Consider the following 16,897-nt stretch of genomic DNA (forward strand, 5'->3'; position numbering starts at 1 on the left):
TTTAAAAAAGCATCTTTCCAGATATTTGGAAAGATGCTTTTATTGGATTAGAATCTATAAGAGAAACTTGCAGACAAACTTCTCATATTTCTTGGATGTAATGTTGACCAACCATCATAAGTTTCAACATTAGCAATATTGTCAAGTTTTAATGTCAATGTATATTTATCTGTTCCGTAAAATACAGATGAATTTAAGACAGTATATTCTGGGATAGTAAATGTCCCGGCAACAGTTCTGTTTAGGATTTTGTTATCGCTAGCATAATTCCCTCCAAAACCTAAACCAAATCCTTTTAAGTCGCCATCTTGAAACTTATAGCTTGCCCAAAGATTTGCTAAATTTTGTGGTCCTGCACTCTCAGGTCTGTGGTTCACAAAGTCTGGATCTCCAGCAGTTAAAACAGCATCATTATAGCTATATCCAAAAACAACATTTAAACCTACGATTGGATTAGCTACTATTTCGGCTTCGAAACCTTTGTTTCTTTGACCACCATTTTGGTAGTTAATTTGCGATGTAGCGGTGTATATAGTGTAAACCTGATCTTTTACCTTGGTATCATAATAGCTAAAAGTTGCATATAATTTATCTTTAAATACATTCAGTTTTGTACCTACCTCAAATTGATTGGCGTGCTCTGGAGAAAAACTTCTTGGTTGAGAAGTTCCATCTGGTAAAACATCTCTACTAGGTGATGGGTTTACGAAACCATCCATGTAGTTTGCAAAAATGGATACTTTATCGATAATTGGTTGATATACCAAACCAAATTTAGGTGAGAAAGCAGTTTGATTAAAATCATCATCCTTTGTTGTGACATCACCCGTATTCATGAAACGGTCTACACGTAAACTTGCCATTGCAGAAAGAGCAGGAGTGAAGTTAATTACGTTTGAAACATAAGCACTATAAACTTCTTGTTTTGTTTTGTTGTTGTTTACACGAGCATTTGCCAAAACAGCATCTTGATGAGCTTTTGATAAAACGCCATTGTCTCCATTTGTTATGTATTGTGTAGGATCGGTAATTTTAAAAACGTTTTCATTTACAGTTTTTAAATCATCATTACCAATGTAAACTAAACTTTCATTGTAAACGTAAGCCGTTCCATTATCAGTTTGAGTTTTGTTGAAATAATCTAAACCAGCAACAATACGATTTCTCATATTCCCAATTTTAAAGTCTCCAATAAAATTTTGTTGAATATCTGTTGTCAATGTTTTTGAGTCGGTATATGTAAATGAGCGACCAAGTACGATTCCTTCTTGAATGGATGCATATGCTGGATCACTTGTTACTTCATATAAGTAGTTGTAATATCCTTGCGACTTAGATGAGCTTCTTGCTAATACAGTTTGCGAAGTCCATTGATCAGAAATTTTATAATTCATTTGACCTTGAAGACTGTAAGAAGGAGTTTTAAGTGTGAGTTCATTACTTGTATAAGAACGTTTGTTGTTGTATCCTAATTCATCTGTGTTGTGAACTCTTAAGGGAGCATTTCGGTCAAAAAACAACATAGTTGGATTTGTTGTTTCGCTACTCATGAATTCTGTATTAATCAAGAATGATAATCGGTCGCTTACTTCATAAGATAATGAAGGAGCTACAAAAAGAGACTTCTTGAAACCAGCATCCTGAAAACTATCTTCGTCATGATATGCAGTATTTATTCTTAAATTTACTTTGTGTTCTTCGTCTAGCGGCGTGTTTATGTCGGCAGTTACACGGTTTAAACCATAACTTCCACCAGTGTAATTTATTTCTCCACCAAAATAGTTATAAGGTTTCTTGGTTGTAATGTTGATTAATCCTCCATAAGAAATTAAACTACTTCCAAATAGGGTTCCAGACGGTCCTTTTATTACTTCAATTTTATCAATATTTGCAGGGTCTAAACTTCCATTTGTTAAACCTGGCAAACCATTAATCATGGTTGGTTGTACAGGGAAACCTCTCAATGAAAAATATCCTGCACCATCACCACCACGGCCTGTAGAGGCCCAAAGTTGAGTTATTCCAGGTGAGTTTTTTAGCGCATCATCAATATTAGTAACAACTTGTTCTTTTAATAATTCGCTTGTAATAGTAGAATATACTTGTGGATTCTCAAGATTTTTTAGTGGTAATCTTGATACTTGTTGGGTTTCTTTTCTGGCAAATGTATTTTTCTTGCCACTATTAATAACGACTTCATTTAGCTGTTCGGAAGTTGTATTAACTGTGAAGTTTTCGATTAATTCATCACCCGAATTTACAGCAACTGCTCTTTCTTTTGATGAAAATCCTACCGCAGTAACTTTTAGAATATAATTTCCTGGTTTTACATTCTTTATTTCGTAATTACCTTGATTATCGGTTACTGTTCCGATTTGAGTTCCTTTTAAAATTACCGAAACGTTATCGGCTGTATCGTTATTTGTTAAAATAACCTGACCTTTTATAGTTGCTTTTTGCTGTGCCCATGTCGTGGTACTTATTAGCAATGCAAAACAGAAACTCAAAAAAGATATTGTAAGTTTGGATTTCATAATTATTTAGAATTAATTTTAATAGCGCAAATTTAGTTGTTGAACTCTAACAAACCAAATTATTTTTATCTATTCTAAATAAAGCTAAAAACGCACTTTCAATTTATTTCTTTTGTAATTTTTTAACAAAAAATCATTTTATTTATTAAATGGAAATAAAAAAACCTGTTCAAATTAATGAACAGGTTTTGATTTCTATGATTAAGATTAAGTCTTAATGAGTATGTTTTGGATTAAATCCGTCTTCGCTTAATTCGGTATGCACATAATCGGCAACCATTTCTGCTTCATAATCAATCTTTTCTCCTTTTGTGAATTTATGAATAATTTTCTCCATGATATTATAAATTACAGGAACTACAATCAAGGTTAAGAATAACGAAGAAATTAATCCTCCAATGATTACCCACGCCAATCCATTTTTCCATTCTGCTCCTGCTCCAGATGCTAATGCAATTGGGAACATACCAAATACCATCGCAATTGTTGTCATCAAGATCGGACGCAAACGAGCGTGATTTGCCTGAATTAATGCTGTTCTAATTGATTCTCCAGCTGCTCTTCGTTGGTTGGTGTAGTCGACAAGCATAATCGCGTTCTTACACACCAGACCAATTAACATAATGATACCCAAAATCGTAAAGATGTTCAATGAGTTATTTGTTAATGCCAAAGCTAACATTGCACCAATAAACGAAAGTGGAATAGCAAATAATACCACAAACGGGTGAACGAAACTATCATATAATCCAACCATTACAAGGTAAACCAAGATAATAGCTGCTAATAAAGCAATTCCTAAAGTACCAAAACCTTCACTTTGGTTTTCCTGATCACCTCCCCAGATGTAGTTTACTCCAGCTGGTTTTTTAAGTTTATCAAGTTTTGCCTGCCATTGTGTTACAATTGTTCCAGATGGAACACCAACGTTTTGTCCTTTTACAGTTACCGATGCCGATTTATCTCTTCGCTCTAATTGACTAGGACCTGAACCTTCTGTAATTGTAGCAAATTGAGATAATTTTATTTGTTGTCCTGCAGAATTGATGAAAATTAAATTACTAACATCTTTGATACTTTTTCTATCGAATGCATTGTATCTGATATTGATATCATATTCGTATTCCCCAGCTCTGTATTTACCATCAGTATTTCCACTAAATGCAGTTTGCATTGTTGAACCAACTGTTTGAAGTGTCAACCCTAGTGCAGCCATTTTATCACGGTCAACCTTAACATTAATCTCTGGATTTCCATCCTCAACAGTTAATTTAATCTCTGTTGTTCCAGGAATTGTACGTAATTCAGCTTCAGCTAATTTAGCAAATGCCATAGCACTTTCTGTAGAAGGTCCAGTTACGATTAATCCTAAAGTAGCATCTTCTGCTGTTCCTAGAATACCTACAGGAACCGTTTTTACTTTGGCTCCAACTAATACTTTCTCAAGTTTACGTTTGATTTTTGCAGCATATACAGATGCATCATCAGTACGGTCTTTTTGTTCGATCATCTTCACATCAATCTCTGCTTTATAAGCTGTAGCTTGTGATGCTCCAAAACCTTCACTGGTTTGTCCTACTGTAGTAATTTGACTGTGTACATATTCTTCTCCTTTTAGGAATGCTTCGGCTTTTTGAGTCATGAAGTTCGTTTGTTCTAACGAAGCATCTTTAGGCATTTCGATTTGAACTAAGAATTCTCCACTATCTGAAGATGCAAAAAACTCTCCTCCAATAAAACCTCCGCCCATTAAACCGATGGTTGATCCAAAGAATAATACCAGAACAACGGCAATGGTTTTAATGTAATGATCCAAACACCATTCTAATAAAGTAGATACCCAGTTTGTAAAACGAGTCAAGTAGCTTTCAAAACCAAGGATGATTCTTCCAAATAAATTCTTTCCTTCAATATGCTCTAGTTTTCCATAACGAGATGATAGCCAAGGTATAATAGTAAATGAAGCTAAAAGTGATAGTAAAGTTGAAATAATTACGGTAACACAAAATTGTGTAATAATATTAGAAACTAAACCAGAACTCATTGCAATAGGCAAGAATACTACCACGATAACTAATGTAATCGAAGTTACAGTTCCACCAATTTCTGCGGTTCCATCATAAGAGGCACGAATTCGGTTTTTTCCCATTTCCATGTGCCTGTAGATATTCTCCAGAACAACAATCGCGTCATCCACAAGGATACCTACAACAAGAGACAATCCTAATAAACTCATTAAGTTTAATGTATATCCCATAAAGTAAATACCAATAAAGGTTGCAATTAAAGATGCAGGAATTGAAACCATTACAATCAATGAGTTTCTAATACTGTGTAAGAAGAACAACATTACGAAGGCTACTAAAACTACTGCAATCAATAAATCGTGAACTACAGAATCTGCGGCTTCCAAAGTGAAAACAGTACTGTCTTTTGCAACTTCTAATTTTAACTCATTTGTTTTGTAATCTTTTTCAAGAGTAGCAATTGTTTTTAATAATTGCTCACTTACCGCAACGGCATTCGCATCCGATTGTTTCACAATTTGTAAAACGATAGCACTTTTTTGATCTACACGAGATATTTTCTCTGCAATTTTTTGAGTATCTTGAACATCAGCAATATCACTTAATCGTACCTGAATCCCATTTTGAGAAGATACTACTAAGTTTCTTAATTCATCAACACTTTTATATTTACCCGCTAAACGAATTAATATTTTTTGATCACGGGTTTGAATATTTCCTGTTGGAAAATCCAGATTCGAAGTCAAAATCATTTGTTGCACCTGAGGAACAGATAAATTGTACCCCTGCATTTTTAAAGCATCAAGATTTACTTGAATTTCACGCTCAGAACCACCAATGATATTTACCTGAGCAACACCTTGTACACGAGATAAAATAGGAGCGATTTTTTTGTCAATTAAGTCATAAAAAGCTGCTTCATCCATTTTTCCGTTGGCACCAAGTGTCATAATCGGTAAGTCACTCAACGAGAATTTAGTTAGGGCAGGCGTTTTTACATCATCTGGTAAATCACTAATGATTGCGTTTATTTTTCGCTGTGCATCATTCAAAGAGAAATCGACTTTTGCGTTTGATGTCAGTGTAATCGAAACGATAGACAAACTTTCGTAGGATTTTGAGTCAATTTTTTTGACATTCTCTAAGGATGCAATCGCATCTTCAATTTTCTTGGTCACGGTATTTTCTACCTCACTTGGAGATGCTCCAGGATAAATAGTAGAAATTGTAATAACATTTTGTTCAAATTTTGGGATCAGCTCATAGCCTAACTGGCTGTAGCTGAATAATCCACCAAGGGTTAGAATTGTAAACAATACAATTACCAACGACGGACGTTTTATGGATATTTCGGCTAATTTCATCTTTTTTGCTTTATGCTGTGGGCTTTATGCCGTAAGCTATATGATTTTAATTTTCGTTTGATGCTTATGGCTTATAGCTTAATGCTTTTAACTATTTAATAATTTCTACTGTATTACCGTCTTGTAAGTTAATTTGACCTGTAGTTACTACAATCTCCCCATCAGATAATCCATTGATGATTTCTACTTTATCTCCTAAAATTCTTCCAGCAGTTACTTTTCTTAATTTTGCAATTCCGTTTTGAACCACAAATATTTCATTACTACTTACACTTCCTACAAACGCATTTCTAGGTACAACCATCAGGTTTTGTTTTTGTTGGTTTGAGTCGAAATTTGCAGTTCCGTACATACCTGCTCTCAGGTCGTTATTTATGTTATTTGTGATTTCAATCTCAACAGGAAAGTTTAAGCTTTCATCTGCTTTTGCAGCAATAAAAGTAATTTTTCCAGAGAAAGTTTTGTCAGGATAAACACTTGCAGTTACATTTATAGTATTTCCTAGTTTTAAACTTGCAACTTGATTTTCATTTACTGTCACAACCAATTTTAATTTAGAAACATTTACTATATCAAACAATGAAGTTGCAGGTGTTGCTGCCAAAACAGATCCTGGTTCAATATATTTTTTGTTTATAAACCCATTAATAGGAGCTTTTACTTTAGTATCTCCAACATTAATATTAGCTTGTTTTAAGTTAGATTCTGCATTAGTTAATGCTAATCTTGCCTGGTCTAATTGTTGTTTGGTAACTCCATCAGTTTTAAAAGCATTTTCATATCTAATGTAATCAGATTTTGCATTTTGATATGCCGCTTGTGCTTGTTGTGCGCTTACATTAATAACATCTCCTCTCATTGTCAATAAAGTTTGACCTACTTTTACATAGTCTCCTTCTTTAGCCAAAACGGTAATTACTTTTCCTGATTTTTCTGCAGAGAAAGTTAATTGTTGAATTGGTTGAAAGTTCCCGTTTGCAACGAAATCCAATGAAACTTCTTCTGTTTTTACAGTAGAAACTTTAACTGAAACTGCAGCATTTTTTTCGGCAACAATATCTGTTTTTGCTTTGTTCTCTTTCTTGTTCTTCGTTAAGATGAAACCTATTAATGCTAATGCACCAATTATGACTACTATTGTTATTATTATTTTTTTCATTTTTCTTTTAGTTATTTAAGTGATTTTAGTTGGCCTTTTGATTTGATTAATTGAATTTCTGCTACTTTATATCCTAGCACTGCTGATGAATAATTATTTTCGGCTTCGATATATGCATTTTCTACATCTAATAAATCGTTCAATGAAGCAAGTCCTTGCAGGTAATTATTTTTAGTATTTTGCAATACTTGCTGAGCAAGTTCTTTGTTCTCTTTTTGATTTGTAATGGTTATGATGCTATTTTCCATTTGGATTGTTGCATTGCTATACGCCATATCTAGAGAAAGCTTGGTATCTTTTAGATCTTCTTGCAAAGAACGAATAGCCACATCTGCCTGACGAACTTTGGCACGTGTACCAAAACCTGTAAAGATTGGTATTTTTAGGTTTAATCCAATTGCTGAATAATCTGACCAGTAAACACCAGACGATGGTTTTACAAACCAAGGCATTTCCGGACCCTGACCAAGATAGTTATATCCTGCACTTAAAGAAAGTGTTGGGTAAAACTCTGCCTGAGTGGCTTTCTTTTGATAAACCAATAATTCTTCTTGTTTTTTCAAAAGTAAATATTGATTTAAATTTTCAACATTTGGAGTTTCAGATAAAGGTTGAAGAGTAACTTCAAATTCGGTATTAGGAATAATGATAGCAGTTTCTACTGGCATTCCCATGTAAAATTTTAATGCATTTTCCTGCAATGCTACTTTATTGATAACTTGTTGACGTTGCGTACTAATGTTTGATAGTTTAACTATTACTCTGTTCAAGTCAATTTTTTTGGCTAGACCATTGTTATATTGACCTTGAAGAATATTTCTTACTTTCTCTGTATTTACATAATTACTATCTAATACGGTTAAGTTTAAACGTTGTACATATACTTCATAATAATTATTTGCAACTCTTTCGATTATATCTTCTTCAGTTAATTGCTCGTTTATTTGGTAGAACTCACGAGTACTTCTAGCTGCTTTTAATCCTGTAAATACAGTTTGATCAAAGATTGTTTGCGTTAATGACACTCCTGCTCCCGAAGTCCATTTTTGACCAAAAGCCGCTTGAATAGAAGTTCCCGGTTCGCCAAAAGCTGCACCATCAATAACAGTAGTTTGTATTACCGGATTGTAAGTTAAACTCCCGTTTGCCGAAATTTGAGGTAATGCTCTTGAGCGTACTTCTTCTATTTTATATTGGCTATTTTCTACCTGTAATTTAGCCTTTTTTGCATCGGCTTTATTTTGTAGTGCGTAAGTAATAGCATCTTTCAAGGTCAAGGTCAGTCCGCCTTGCTTAGCCTGATTGCTATTGTTTGTGACTTGAGCATTTGCAGTTATCGCAAAAGCCAAGAGAAAGAGAAACATTATTCTTTTCATGGATTATAAATTATAGATTGATGATTAATGGGTGATTCTTTTTATTTGTTTTTCAAGTTCTATTATTCCTGCAGGAGTGGCCATTGCTCTTGTATGGTATTCCAAAGCTTCCAGTTCGGCACTTTGAGCTTCTTTTTCGGAACTTGTAGTTTCGTTTATATGGAAAATTAATGTGTAATAAAATTTTACATATATATCGATATTAATATCCTCACGGTATAAACCTTGTTCGATACCTTTTGTAATATTATCTCTAAAGTACTGGCTACATTGATCTATTTCAAACTTCATCATGTTTGTATAGATTTCTGGGTAGTGCTTTTTTAATTGATAAATCGGAGAAGTGTCGGAAGAGGACTTGAATAAATTTTTAAATGTTTCTCTTATTTCGAAATTTTCCTGAATTGCATTATAATTTTTTGAAACAATAGAGTCAATTAATTCATGAACCTGTTTGTGAACAGCCGAAGTACTTTCTTCGATTAAAACCTCTTTATTACAGAAATATTTATAAATGGTTTTTTTAGAAATACACATTTCGCCTGCAATATCATCCATAGTGACACTTTTAAAACCTAGTTTTAAGAATAAGTCACTTGCTTTTGATATGATTTTTTCTTTCATTTTGTTTCTTCTAAATCTATTTTAAAAACTTTAATTTGATGTAAATCTTATATTGTGAATTCTAAATTTGCCACAAGTTTAATGTCTTGTCCAGTAGATAAACCACTACTTTGATTAAATGAATTATAGGCTAATCCAAAATCTTTACGGTTTATATCTCCAGTAAGCTCAAAGGAAACTTTCTTATTGCCATCATAATAGTCAGTTTCTACTAGTTCAACATCAAGCTCTACAGTTTTTGTAACGTCCTTGATTGTTAAATCTCCTTTAATGAAATTTATGTTTTTGTTTACTTTTTGAAACGAAGTTGATTTAAAACTTATGGTTGGGTATTTATTAACGTCGAAAAAATCATTTAGTTTTAAGTATGTATTTATCTGCTCCAATTTGGCTTCTCTATTATTTACATCCAAAGAAAATTCTATGGCAGCATCTTCTATTTCATTATTGTCTAAATCTACATGACCATGAAATTTATTTATAGAACCGCCTAAGTAGGCTAATATCGAATGTCTCATTTTGATTAAAACATCAGATTGACTTGAATCAATTGTCCATTGTGTTTTCATAATATTAGGTAATGTTTTATTAATAATTATGATTTAACAGGATTACTTAGGAAATTGATCCGGGCTCTTTGCTGTTAAATTTCGGTGCAAATGTATATTGGAAACTCTAAACACCAAAATAGTTTCCAAAGTATTTTTGATTATTTAACATTTCGTTAAGAAATCGAGTTTGTAATGCAGGCATAATGCAGTAAATTAGCCGAAAATTACTTTTATGCATGCCATTTATCAGTACCAGGAATTTTTTATTAATTATCTGGAGAAACAAACTATAAGCAAAGAGCCTAAGAATCTCTACGAGCCAATTGAATATATTGTAAGCCTTGGTGGAAAAAGAATGCGTCCAGTATTGACTTTAATGACTGCCGAAGTTTTTGATGTTACCTATAGCGAAGCTCTCGCTGCTGCAATGGCAGTAGAAATTTTTCATAATTTTTCGTTGGTACATGACGATATCATGGATGATGCCCCTTTAAGAAGAGGGCAACAAACTGTTCATGAAAAATGGGATCTTAATACGGGAATACTTTCTGGTGATGCGATGCTTATTTTGGCATATCAATATTTTGAACAATATGAGCCGAATACTTTTAGAGAGCTAGCAAAGCTTTTTAGTAAAACAGCTTTAGAAGTTTGTGAAGGACAACAATGGGATGTTGATTTTGAACAAAGAAGAGATGTTACAATTCCGGAATATCTAAAAATGATTGAGTATAAAACAGCAGTTCTTGTTGCGGCAGCTATGAAAATGGGTGCAATTGTAGCAAAAACTTCTAATGAAAATGCCAATTTAATATATGACTTTGGATTACAATTAGGATTGGCTTTCCAGTTACAGGATGATTATTTAGATGCTTTTGGTGATCCGGAAACTTTTGGAAAACAAGTTGGTGGTGATATTATCGAAAATAAAAAAACGTATTTATATCTAAAAGCATTGGCTTTTTCTGATGCAGATAGCGCAAAACAATTAGAAGCCTTATTTATTACTCAACCTGAGGATAATAGTGATAAAATTGAAATAGCTAAGAATATTTTTAATGTTTCGGGAGCGTCAAAAGCAACTCAGGATGCGATTGAAATGTATACTTTGGAAGCTTTTAAAACACTGGATAAAATGGATATTAGTGACGAAAAGAAATTGTCATTACGCACTTTTGGTGAAAACTTAATGGGAAGAAAAGTTTAGTATTCAGTAATCGAATTAAACAATATAATGAATAGTAAATTTACCTTAACTGGAGGAGCAAGAATTGGAATGGCAAATGCAAGTTATCCATTTGCAGATTTATACGTGGATAAAGAAGTTCTAAAAATAAACGCTTCGATTGTGGGAAATTTAATGTTTCAACCAAAAGATATAATTTCAATAGAACCATATACTTCAATTCCGATTATAGGAAATGGAATAAAAATAAATCATAGAATTGGAAACTATAATTCAAAAGTAATATTTTGGACTTTTAAAGATCCAAGTTTTGTGATTTCGGAAATTAGAAAAACGGGTTTTCTGGAAAATTTAAACAGTATAATAAGTGCTGAGGATTTAGAAATCATTAAAAACCAAAATCAAGGTGGGTTTCCACTAAAGAAATCTGCTGTAATATTTTTTATAGTTGCTTGGAATTTACTTTTCTTTTTGGATGTTTTTCCATTTGCAACCCAAGAAAAGCCTGAAGGTTCTCCAGTTGGAATTGGAATGAATTTAGCAGTTGGGTTAATATTTGCTAGTTCTATCTTAGCAATAGTTTCTAATAGTTTCCGAAAGTTGATTCTTAACGCAGGCAGGGAGTTTGGAGATATTAAAAAGTTCGCGTACTTTATTGCATTTATAAGTGGAATATTGTTCGTTGTTTTAACAGCTTTGAATTTAAATAAATAAAGAACGACTTGATAATTAATTTTTCAGTTTTAAATCTTTCAATTCTGAAATCACTAATCATAAATCAACAATCCTAAATCAAATGTTTGTAGCTCCACAAAATACAGATTTATTACTTCAGGAAGCGGAGAAAGAAGCCTTGTATCTTAAATTGATTGAACAGATTAATAAAGATTTCAATTTGGCAAATGAAGGAATTGATTTTCCGCTGAGCATTTCTCCCGATGAACTTAAAATTCAAATGCACGAAAAAATATACAGAATGATTCAGTATAAATTTGCCGAGTATTTGAATCTTCTTTATATAATAGATGTTTCTGAAGCCGAAATTAAAAAATTAGACGGATCAGATTTAGTGATTCTAGCCGAACAAGTTTCCTTTTTAATTCTAAAAAGAGAATGGCAGAAGGTTTGGTTTAGGAATTTTTATAAGTAGTTTTTTTTGAGGTTCAAAGATGCTGATTCACAAAGGTTCAGAGGCTTCTCTTTTGGGATAAAACTTCTTTTTTTGTTTCTTTTTTTATTTGATAGTTTTTTAAGGTTTAGAGGCTTATTCCTTTTTGACAAACTTTTACCTTTTTTTTACGCCTAAATTATTTCTTTGGGTCTGCTTAAAAATATACTCTCACAAATGGCATAAAAGCCTCTCCATAAATACTCTTGTTGTCATCATGCAGTACATCATAACGGATTCCAATAGTTACATTACCAGCTCGGTAACCAGCGCCAAGGTATAAAGCAGTATTCCAGAATGTATCGCTAAAACGGGGTTGTCCAAAATATTTATAATCAGTACTTACATTGATTTGCTCTAATTCTGCCGAAAGTTGTATTTCAGGTATAGGATTGACCAATCCGATAAGGCTTCCGCCATAAAGCCAGGAAGAATATTCGTTTTTAGAAGATATATATCCTATTTGAGCACCTACACCAACAGATACAATTGGATTAATGTTGTAAATAGCACTTGGTAATATTGATATATCGGTGTATCCAGAACCAAAACTTAATCCGAGTCCTCCACCAAATTGTACATGGTTCCAAAAGTCATTTTGCTTCTGTGGGATGTAATATTTTTGTTGCCCAATTATACCGCTTGAAAATAATAGAGTCAAAATCATTAAAAATGATTTGAAAACAATTGAAAAGTGATTTTTCTTCATAGTTAGGCGGATTTTAACAAATTTTTACGTAAAAGTACGTAAAAAAAAGATTTAAATAAATTCGATTATTGTACTTTTGCCATTCTATTTAACAAAAAGTATATTCACTAAATATTATGGATAGGTTTTCATTTTTAAATGCAGCACATACAGAGTTTTTTGCACAATTATACGATCAATATACACAAAATCCAGATAGCGTAGAGCCGAGTTGGAGAAGTTTTTTTCAAGGTTTCGATTTTGGAATGACAACTTACAACGACGAGGTGCCAGTTCAACAAATTGTTGAATTTGCGACTAACAATACGGATTGTAGTTTGGTGTCGGAAAAATTACAAAAGGAGTTCAATGTATTAAAATTGATTGACGGGTATCGTTCTCGTGGTCATTTGTTTACAAAAACAAATCCGGTAAGAGATCGTAGGATATCATCGCCAACTTTAGATATCGAAAATTTTGGACTTACAACAGCAGATCTTACGACTGTTTTTGATGCAGCCAAAGTAATTGGAGTTCCACCTTGCTCATTGCAAGATATTGTTAAACGTCTTCAGGCAATTTATTGCCAGCACATCGGGGTAGAGTATATGTATATTCGTAACCCAAATGTTGTAAAATGGATTCAGGACAAACTTGGAGTAAATGACAACCAGCCTAATTTCTCTACAGATGAGAAAAAGGTAATCCTAAATAAATTAAACCAAGCAGTTTCTTTCGAGAACTTCTTGCATACCAAATATGTTGGGCAAAAAAGATTCTCGCTAGAAGGAGGAGAATCGATCATCCCAGCTCTAGATGCTTTGATTGAAAAAGCAGCCGAAAAAGGTGTAGAGCAATTTGTAATGGGTATGGCTCACCGTGGACGTCTTAATGTTTTGGCTAATATCTTTGGCAAATCAACACAAGACATCTTCGGAGAATTTGATGGTAAAGATTACGACCAAGAGTACTTTGATGGAGACGTAAAATACCACTTAGGACTTACTGCCGATAAAAAAACAAGAACTGGAAAAAACATCAATATCAACCTTGCGCCAAATCCATCTCACTTAGAGACAGTTGGAGCAGTTATTGAAGGAATTACCAGAGCAAAACAAGATAAATATTACGCAGATGATTTCTCAAAAGTATTGCCAATTGCCGTTCACGGTGATGCTGCAATAGCAGGACAAGGTATCTTGTACGAAATCATACAAATGGCACAATTAGACGGTTACAAAACCGGAGGAACAATACATATTGTAATTAACAACCAAGTTGGTTTTACAACGAATTACCTTGATGCACGTTCATCTACATATTGTACAGATGTTGCCAAAGTAACACTTTCGCCAGTATTACACGTAAATGCAGATGATGCAGAAGCTGTAGTTCATGCCGTTTCATTTGCATTAGATTACAGAATGACATTTGGTCGTGATGTATTTATCGATTTATTAGGATACAGAAAATACGGTCATAACGAAGGAGACGAGCCTCGTTTTACACAACCAGTTTTATATAAAATCATTGCAAAGCATGAAAATCCAAGAGATATTTATGCGCAAAAATTATTGTCGGAAGGTATTATCGATGCTACTTACGTAAATGCATTAGAGAAAGAATACAAATCGACAATGGAGGTAAACCTTGAAGCATCTCGTAAAAAAGACTTGACAATCATTACTCCATTTATGAAAAATGAATGGAAAGGTTTTGAGCAGGTTTCAGATGTTGTGATGTTGAAAAAATTTGATACTTCTTTTGCTAAAGACGGATTAGATTCTATCATAAAAACAATCTCAAGCTTACCATCAGATAAAAAATTCATTAACAAAATAACCAAAATTGTTACTGATAGAAAAACAGGTTACGACAATAATACTATCGATTGGGGAACTGCAGAAGCATTAGCTTACGGTTCACTATTAACAGAAGGATTTGATGTTCGTATTTCTGGGCAAGACGTAGAGCGTGGTACATTCTCACACCGTCATGCCGTAGTAAAAGTAGAAGATTCAGAGGAAGAAGTAATCCTATTGAATGCTATAGAAAATAAAAAAGGAAAATTCGGAGTATTCAATTCATTATTATCAGAGTACGGAGTTTTAGGATTCGATTACGGATATGCTTTGGCTAACCCTAATGCATTGACAATTTGGGAAGCACAATTTGGAGATTTCTCAAATGGAGCACAAATCATGATCGACCAGTATATCTCATGTGGAGAAGACAAATGGAACAACCAAAACGGTATTGTTTTATTATTGCCACACGGATACGAAGGACAAGGAGCAGAGCACTCTTCTGCAAGAATGGAGCGTTACCTACAACTTTGTGCAAGACAAAACATGTATGTTGCAGACTGTACAACACCAGCCAACTTTTTCCACTTGTTAAGAAGACAAATGAAAACAACATTCCGTAAGCCTTTGGTAGTTTTCTCTCCAAAAAGTTTATTGCGTGATCCAAGATGTGTATCTACAGTAGAGGAATTAGCAAAAGGAAGTTTCCAAGAAACAATAGATGATACTACAGTTAACAAAAAAGACGTAAAAACGTTAGTTTTTGTTACAGGTAAATTCTATTATGACATCGTTGCCGAAAGAGAAAATAATGGGCGTAATGATGTTGCTGTTGTTCGTGTCGAACAATTGTTTCCATTACCAGTTGAGCAATTAAAAGCAATTATAGCACAATACCCTAACGCTGATGATTATGTTTGGGCACAAGAAGAGCCTAAAAACATGGGAGCTTATAGCTTTATGTTAATGAACTTTGATCTTGTAAAATGGAGATTGGCTTCATTAAAAGCTTATGCTGCACCAGCATCAGGAAGTTATACAAGAGCAAAACGTCGTCATGCTGATGCAATCAGAATGGTTTTCGATAAAAATTTATTTAGATAAAAAATTAGTTTAAAGTTTAAGACTTAAAGTGTTTGGTTCAACTTTTAAGCCTTAAGCAATACAAACCTTAAACAAAAAAAAGATGATTTTAGAAATGAAAGTCCCATCACCAGGGGAATCAATAAAAGAAGTTGAAATTGCAACTTGGTTAGTAAAAGACGGAGATTATGTAGAAAAAGATCAAGCCATTGCTGAAGTTGATTCTGATAAAGCAACTCTTGAATTACCGGCAGAAGCTAGTGGGATAATCACATTAAAAGCGGAAGAAGGAGATGCAGTAGCAGTAGGAGCAGTAGTATGCTTAATCGATACCAGCGCAGCAAAACCATCAGGAGCAGCTCCAGTAGCTGAGGCACCAAAGACAGAAGCACCGAAAGCAGAAGTTAAGGCAGAAGCACCAAAAGCAGCTCCGGCACCAACTACAACTTATGCATCTGGAACACCTTCTCCAGCAGCAAGAAAAATATTAGACGAAAAAAATATAACGCCATCTACAGTTTCAGGAACTGGTAAAGATGGAAGAATCACTAAAGAAGATGCTCTAAATGCAGTACCTTCTATGGGAACTCCAACAGGAGGAAACCGTGGTTCAGAGCGTACAAAACTTTCAATGTTACGTCGTAAAGTAGCAGAAAGATTAGTAGCAGCTAAAAACGAAACAGCTATGTTAACTACATTCAATGAAGTTAATATGACACCAATAAACAACTTACGTAATGAATACAAAGACGCATTCAAAGCTAAACACGCAGGTGTAGGTTTAGGATACATGTCATTCTTTACAAAAGCAGTAACAAGAGCTTTAGCATTATATCCAGACGTAAATTCTATGATGGATGGTGATTATAAAGTAGCTTATGATTTCTGTGATATCTCTATCGCAGTATCTGGCCCAAAAGGATTAATGGTTCCTGTAGTTCGTAACGCAGAGAATTTGACTTTCCGTGGTGTAGAAGCAGAAATCAAAAGATTGGCTATTAAAGCGCGTGACGGACAGATTACAGTTGATGATATGACAGGTGGTACATTTACAATTACAAACGGAGGAGTTTTCGGAAGTATGTTAAGTACACCAATCATCAATCCACCACAATCAGGAATTTTAGGAATGCACAACATTATTGAGCGTCCGATTGCTGTAAATGGTAAAGTAGAAATTCACCCAATGATGTATGTGGCACTTTCTTATGACCACAGAATCATCGACGGACGTGAGTCAGTAGGATTCTTAGTTGCTATTAAAGAAGCATTAGAAAACCCACTTGAATTATTGATGGATAACAATCCGAAGAAAGCATTAGAGTTATAATA

12 protein-coding genes are annotated in these 16,897 nt (G+C 33.7%); 5 read left to right on the forward strand and 7 right to left on the reverse strand.

What is annotated here, in order from left to right; genetic code table 11:
- Window positions 1-47 precede the first annotated feature (47 nt).
- From OIU83_RS10285 to OIU83_RS10310, 6 genes are all read right to left on the reverse strand, one after another.
- Window positions 48-2,534, reverse strand: a complete 2,487-nt coding sequence (locus OIU83_RS10285; protein WP_264206168.1) for a TonB-dependent receptor — start codon at window positions 2,532-2,534, stop codon at window positions 48-50.
- A gap of 214 nt (window positions 2,535-2,748) precedes the next feature.
- Window positions 2,749-5,925, reverse strand: coding sequence for an efflux RND transporter permease subunit (locus OIU83_RS10290; RefSeq protein ID WP_264206169.1), 3,177 nt, complete (start codon window positions 5,923-5,925; stop codon window positions 2,749-2,751).
- A gap of 91 nt (window positions 5,926-6,016) precedes the next feature.
- Entirely contained in the window at window positions 6,017-7,084 is a 1,068-nt protein-coding gene (locus OIU83_RS10295; protein ID WP_264206170.1) for an efflux RND transporter periplasmic adaptor subunit, read from the reverse strand.
- 11 nt (window positions 7,085-7,095) lie between these two features.
- Window positions 7,096-8,460 carry a TolC family protein gene (locus OIU83_RS10300; protein ID WP_264206171.1) on the reverse strand — a complete coding sequence of 455 codons (1,365 nt, stop codon included), beginning with the start codon at window positions 8,458-8,460 and terminating at the stop codon, window positions 7,096-7,098.
- A gap of 24 nt (window positions 8,461-8,484) precedes the next feature.
- The gene (locus tag OIU83_RS10305; protein WP_264206172.1) at window positions 8,485-9,084 is read right to left on the reverse strand and encodes a TetR/AcrR family transcriptional regulator; all 600 of its coding nucleotides are present in this window, start codon (window positions 9,082-9,084) and stop codon (window positions 8,485-8,487) included.
- A gap of 47 nt (window positions 9,085-9,131) precedes the next feature.
- Window positions 9,132-9,653, reverse strand: coding sequence for a YceI family protein (locus tag OIU83_RS10310; RefSeq protein WP_264206173.1), 522 nt, complete (start codon window positions 9,651-9,653; stop codon window positions 9,132-9,134).
- Between the two features lie 214 nt (window positions 9,654-9,867).
- On the opposite strand from OIU83_RS10310, the gene OIU83_RS10315 reads away from it, so the two are divergent.
- The 3 genes from OIU83_RS10315 to OIU83_RS10325 all read left to right on the forward strand — a co-directional run bounded on the left by OIU83_RS10315 (window position 9,868) and on the right by OIU83_RS10325 (window position 11,971).
- Window positions 9,868-10,842 carry a polyprenyl synthetase family protein gene (locus tag OIU83_RS10315; RefSeq protein ID WP_264206174.1) on the forward strand — a complete coding sequence of 325 codons (975 nt, stop codon included), beginning with the start codon at window positions 9,868-9,870 and terminating at the stop codon, window positions 10,840-10,842.
- Between the two features lie 27 nt (window positions 10,843-10,869).
- Window positions 10,870-11,535 carry a hypothetical protein gene (locus tag OIU83_RS10320; RefSeq protein WP_264206175.1) on the forward strand — a complete coding sequence of 222 codons (666 nt, stop codon included), beginning with the start codon at window positions 10,870-10,872 and terminating at the stop codon, window positions 11,533-11,535.
- 82 nt (window positions 11,536-11,617) lie between these two features.
- Entirely contained in the window at window positions 11,618-11,971 is a 354-nt protein-coding gene (locus tag OIU83_RS10325) for a hypothetical protein (protein WP_035618159.1), read from the forward strand.
- 175 nt (window positions 11,972-12,146) lie between these two features.
- On the opposite strand, the gene OIU83_RS10330 is transcribed toward OIU83_RS10325, so the two are convergent.
- Complete coding sequence (locus tag OIU83_RS10330) at window positions 12,147-12,698, reverse strand: hypothetical protein (RefSeq protein WP_264206176.1); 552 nt, start codon at window positions 12,696-12,698, stop codon at window positions 12,147-12,149.
- Between the two features lie 116 nt (window positions 12,699-12,814).
- Between OIU83_RS10330 and OIU83_RS10335 the strand changes: the two genes are divergently transcribed.
- Both OIU83_RS10335 and odhB read left to right on the forward strand, forming a co-directional pair.
- Complete coding sequence (locus OIU83_RS10335; protein ID WP_264206177.1) at window positions 12,815-15,586, forward strand: 2-oxoglutarate dehydrogenase E1 component; 2,772 nt, start codon at window positions 12,815-12,817, stop codon at window positions 15,584-15,586.
- Window positions 15,587-15,668: 82 nt separating this feature from the next.
- Window positions 15,669-16,895, forward strand: a complete 1,227-nt coding sequence (gene odhB / locus OIU83_RS10340) for a 2-oxoglutarate dehydrogenase complex dihydrolipoyllysine-residue succinyltransferase (protein WP_264206178.1) — start codon at window positions 15,669-15,671, stop codon at window positions 16,893-16,895.
- The last annotated feature ends 2 nt before the right edge of the window (window positions 16,896-16,897 follow it).

It is taken from the genome of Flavobacterium shii, from assembly GCF_025847235.1.
Lineage (GTDB): Bacteria > Bacteroidota > Bacteroidia > Flavobacteriales > Flavobacteriaceae > Flavobacterium > Flavobacterium shii.

Coding starts and splice junctions, on each gene's coding strand:
- OIU83_RS10290 (WP_264206169.1), bottom strand. CDS start 5,925: ATGAAATTAGCCGAAATATCCATAAAACGTCCGTCGTTGGTAATTGTA.
- OIU83_RS10315 (WP_264206174.1), top strand. CDS start 9,868: ATGCATGCCATTTATCAGTACCAGGAATTTTTTATTAATTATCTGGAG.
- OIU83_RS10310 (WP_264206173.1), bottom strand. CDS start 9,653: ATGAAAACACAATGGACAATTGATTCAAGTCAATCTGATGTTTTAATC.
- OIU83_RS10295 (WP_264206170.1), bottom strand. CDS start 7,084: ATGAAAAAAATAATAATAACAATAGTAGTCATAATTGGTGCATTAGCA.
- OIU83_RS10330 (WP_264206176.1), bottom strand. CDS start 12,698: ATGAAGAAAAATCACTTTTCAATTGTTTTCAAATCATTTTTAATGATT.
- OIU83_RS10305 (WP_264206172.1), bottom strand. CDS start 9,084: ATGAAAGAAAAAATCATATCAAAAGCAAGTGACTTATTCTTAAAACTA.
- OIU83_RS10325 (WP_035618159.1), top strand. CDS start 11,618: ATGTTTGTAGCTCCACAAAATACAGATTTATTACTTCAGGAAGCGGAG.
- OIU83_RS10300 (WP_264206171.1), bottom strand. CDS start 8,460: ATGAAAAGAATAATGTTTCTCTTTCTCTTGGCTTTTGCGATAACTGCA.
- odhB (WP_264206178.1), top strand. CDS start 15,669: ATGATTTTAGAAATGAAAGTCCCATCACCAGGGGAATCAATAAAAGAA.
- OIU83_RS10335 (WP_264206177.1), top strand. CDS start 12,815: ATGGATAGGTTTTCATTTTTAAATGCAGCACATACAGAGTTTTTTGCA.
- OIU83_RS10285 (WP_264206168.1), bottom strand. CDS start 2,534: ATGAAATCCAAACTTACAATATCTTTTTTGAGTTTCTGTTTTGCATTG.
- OIU83_RS10320 (WP_264206175.1), top strand. CDS start 10,870: ATGAATAGTAAATTTACCTTAACTGGAGGAGCAAGAATTGGAATGGCA.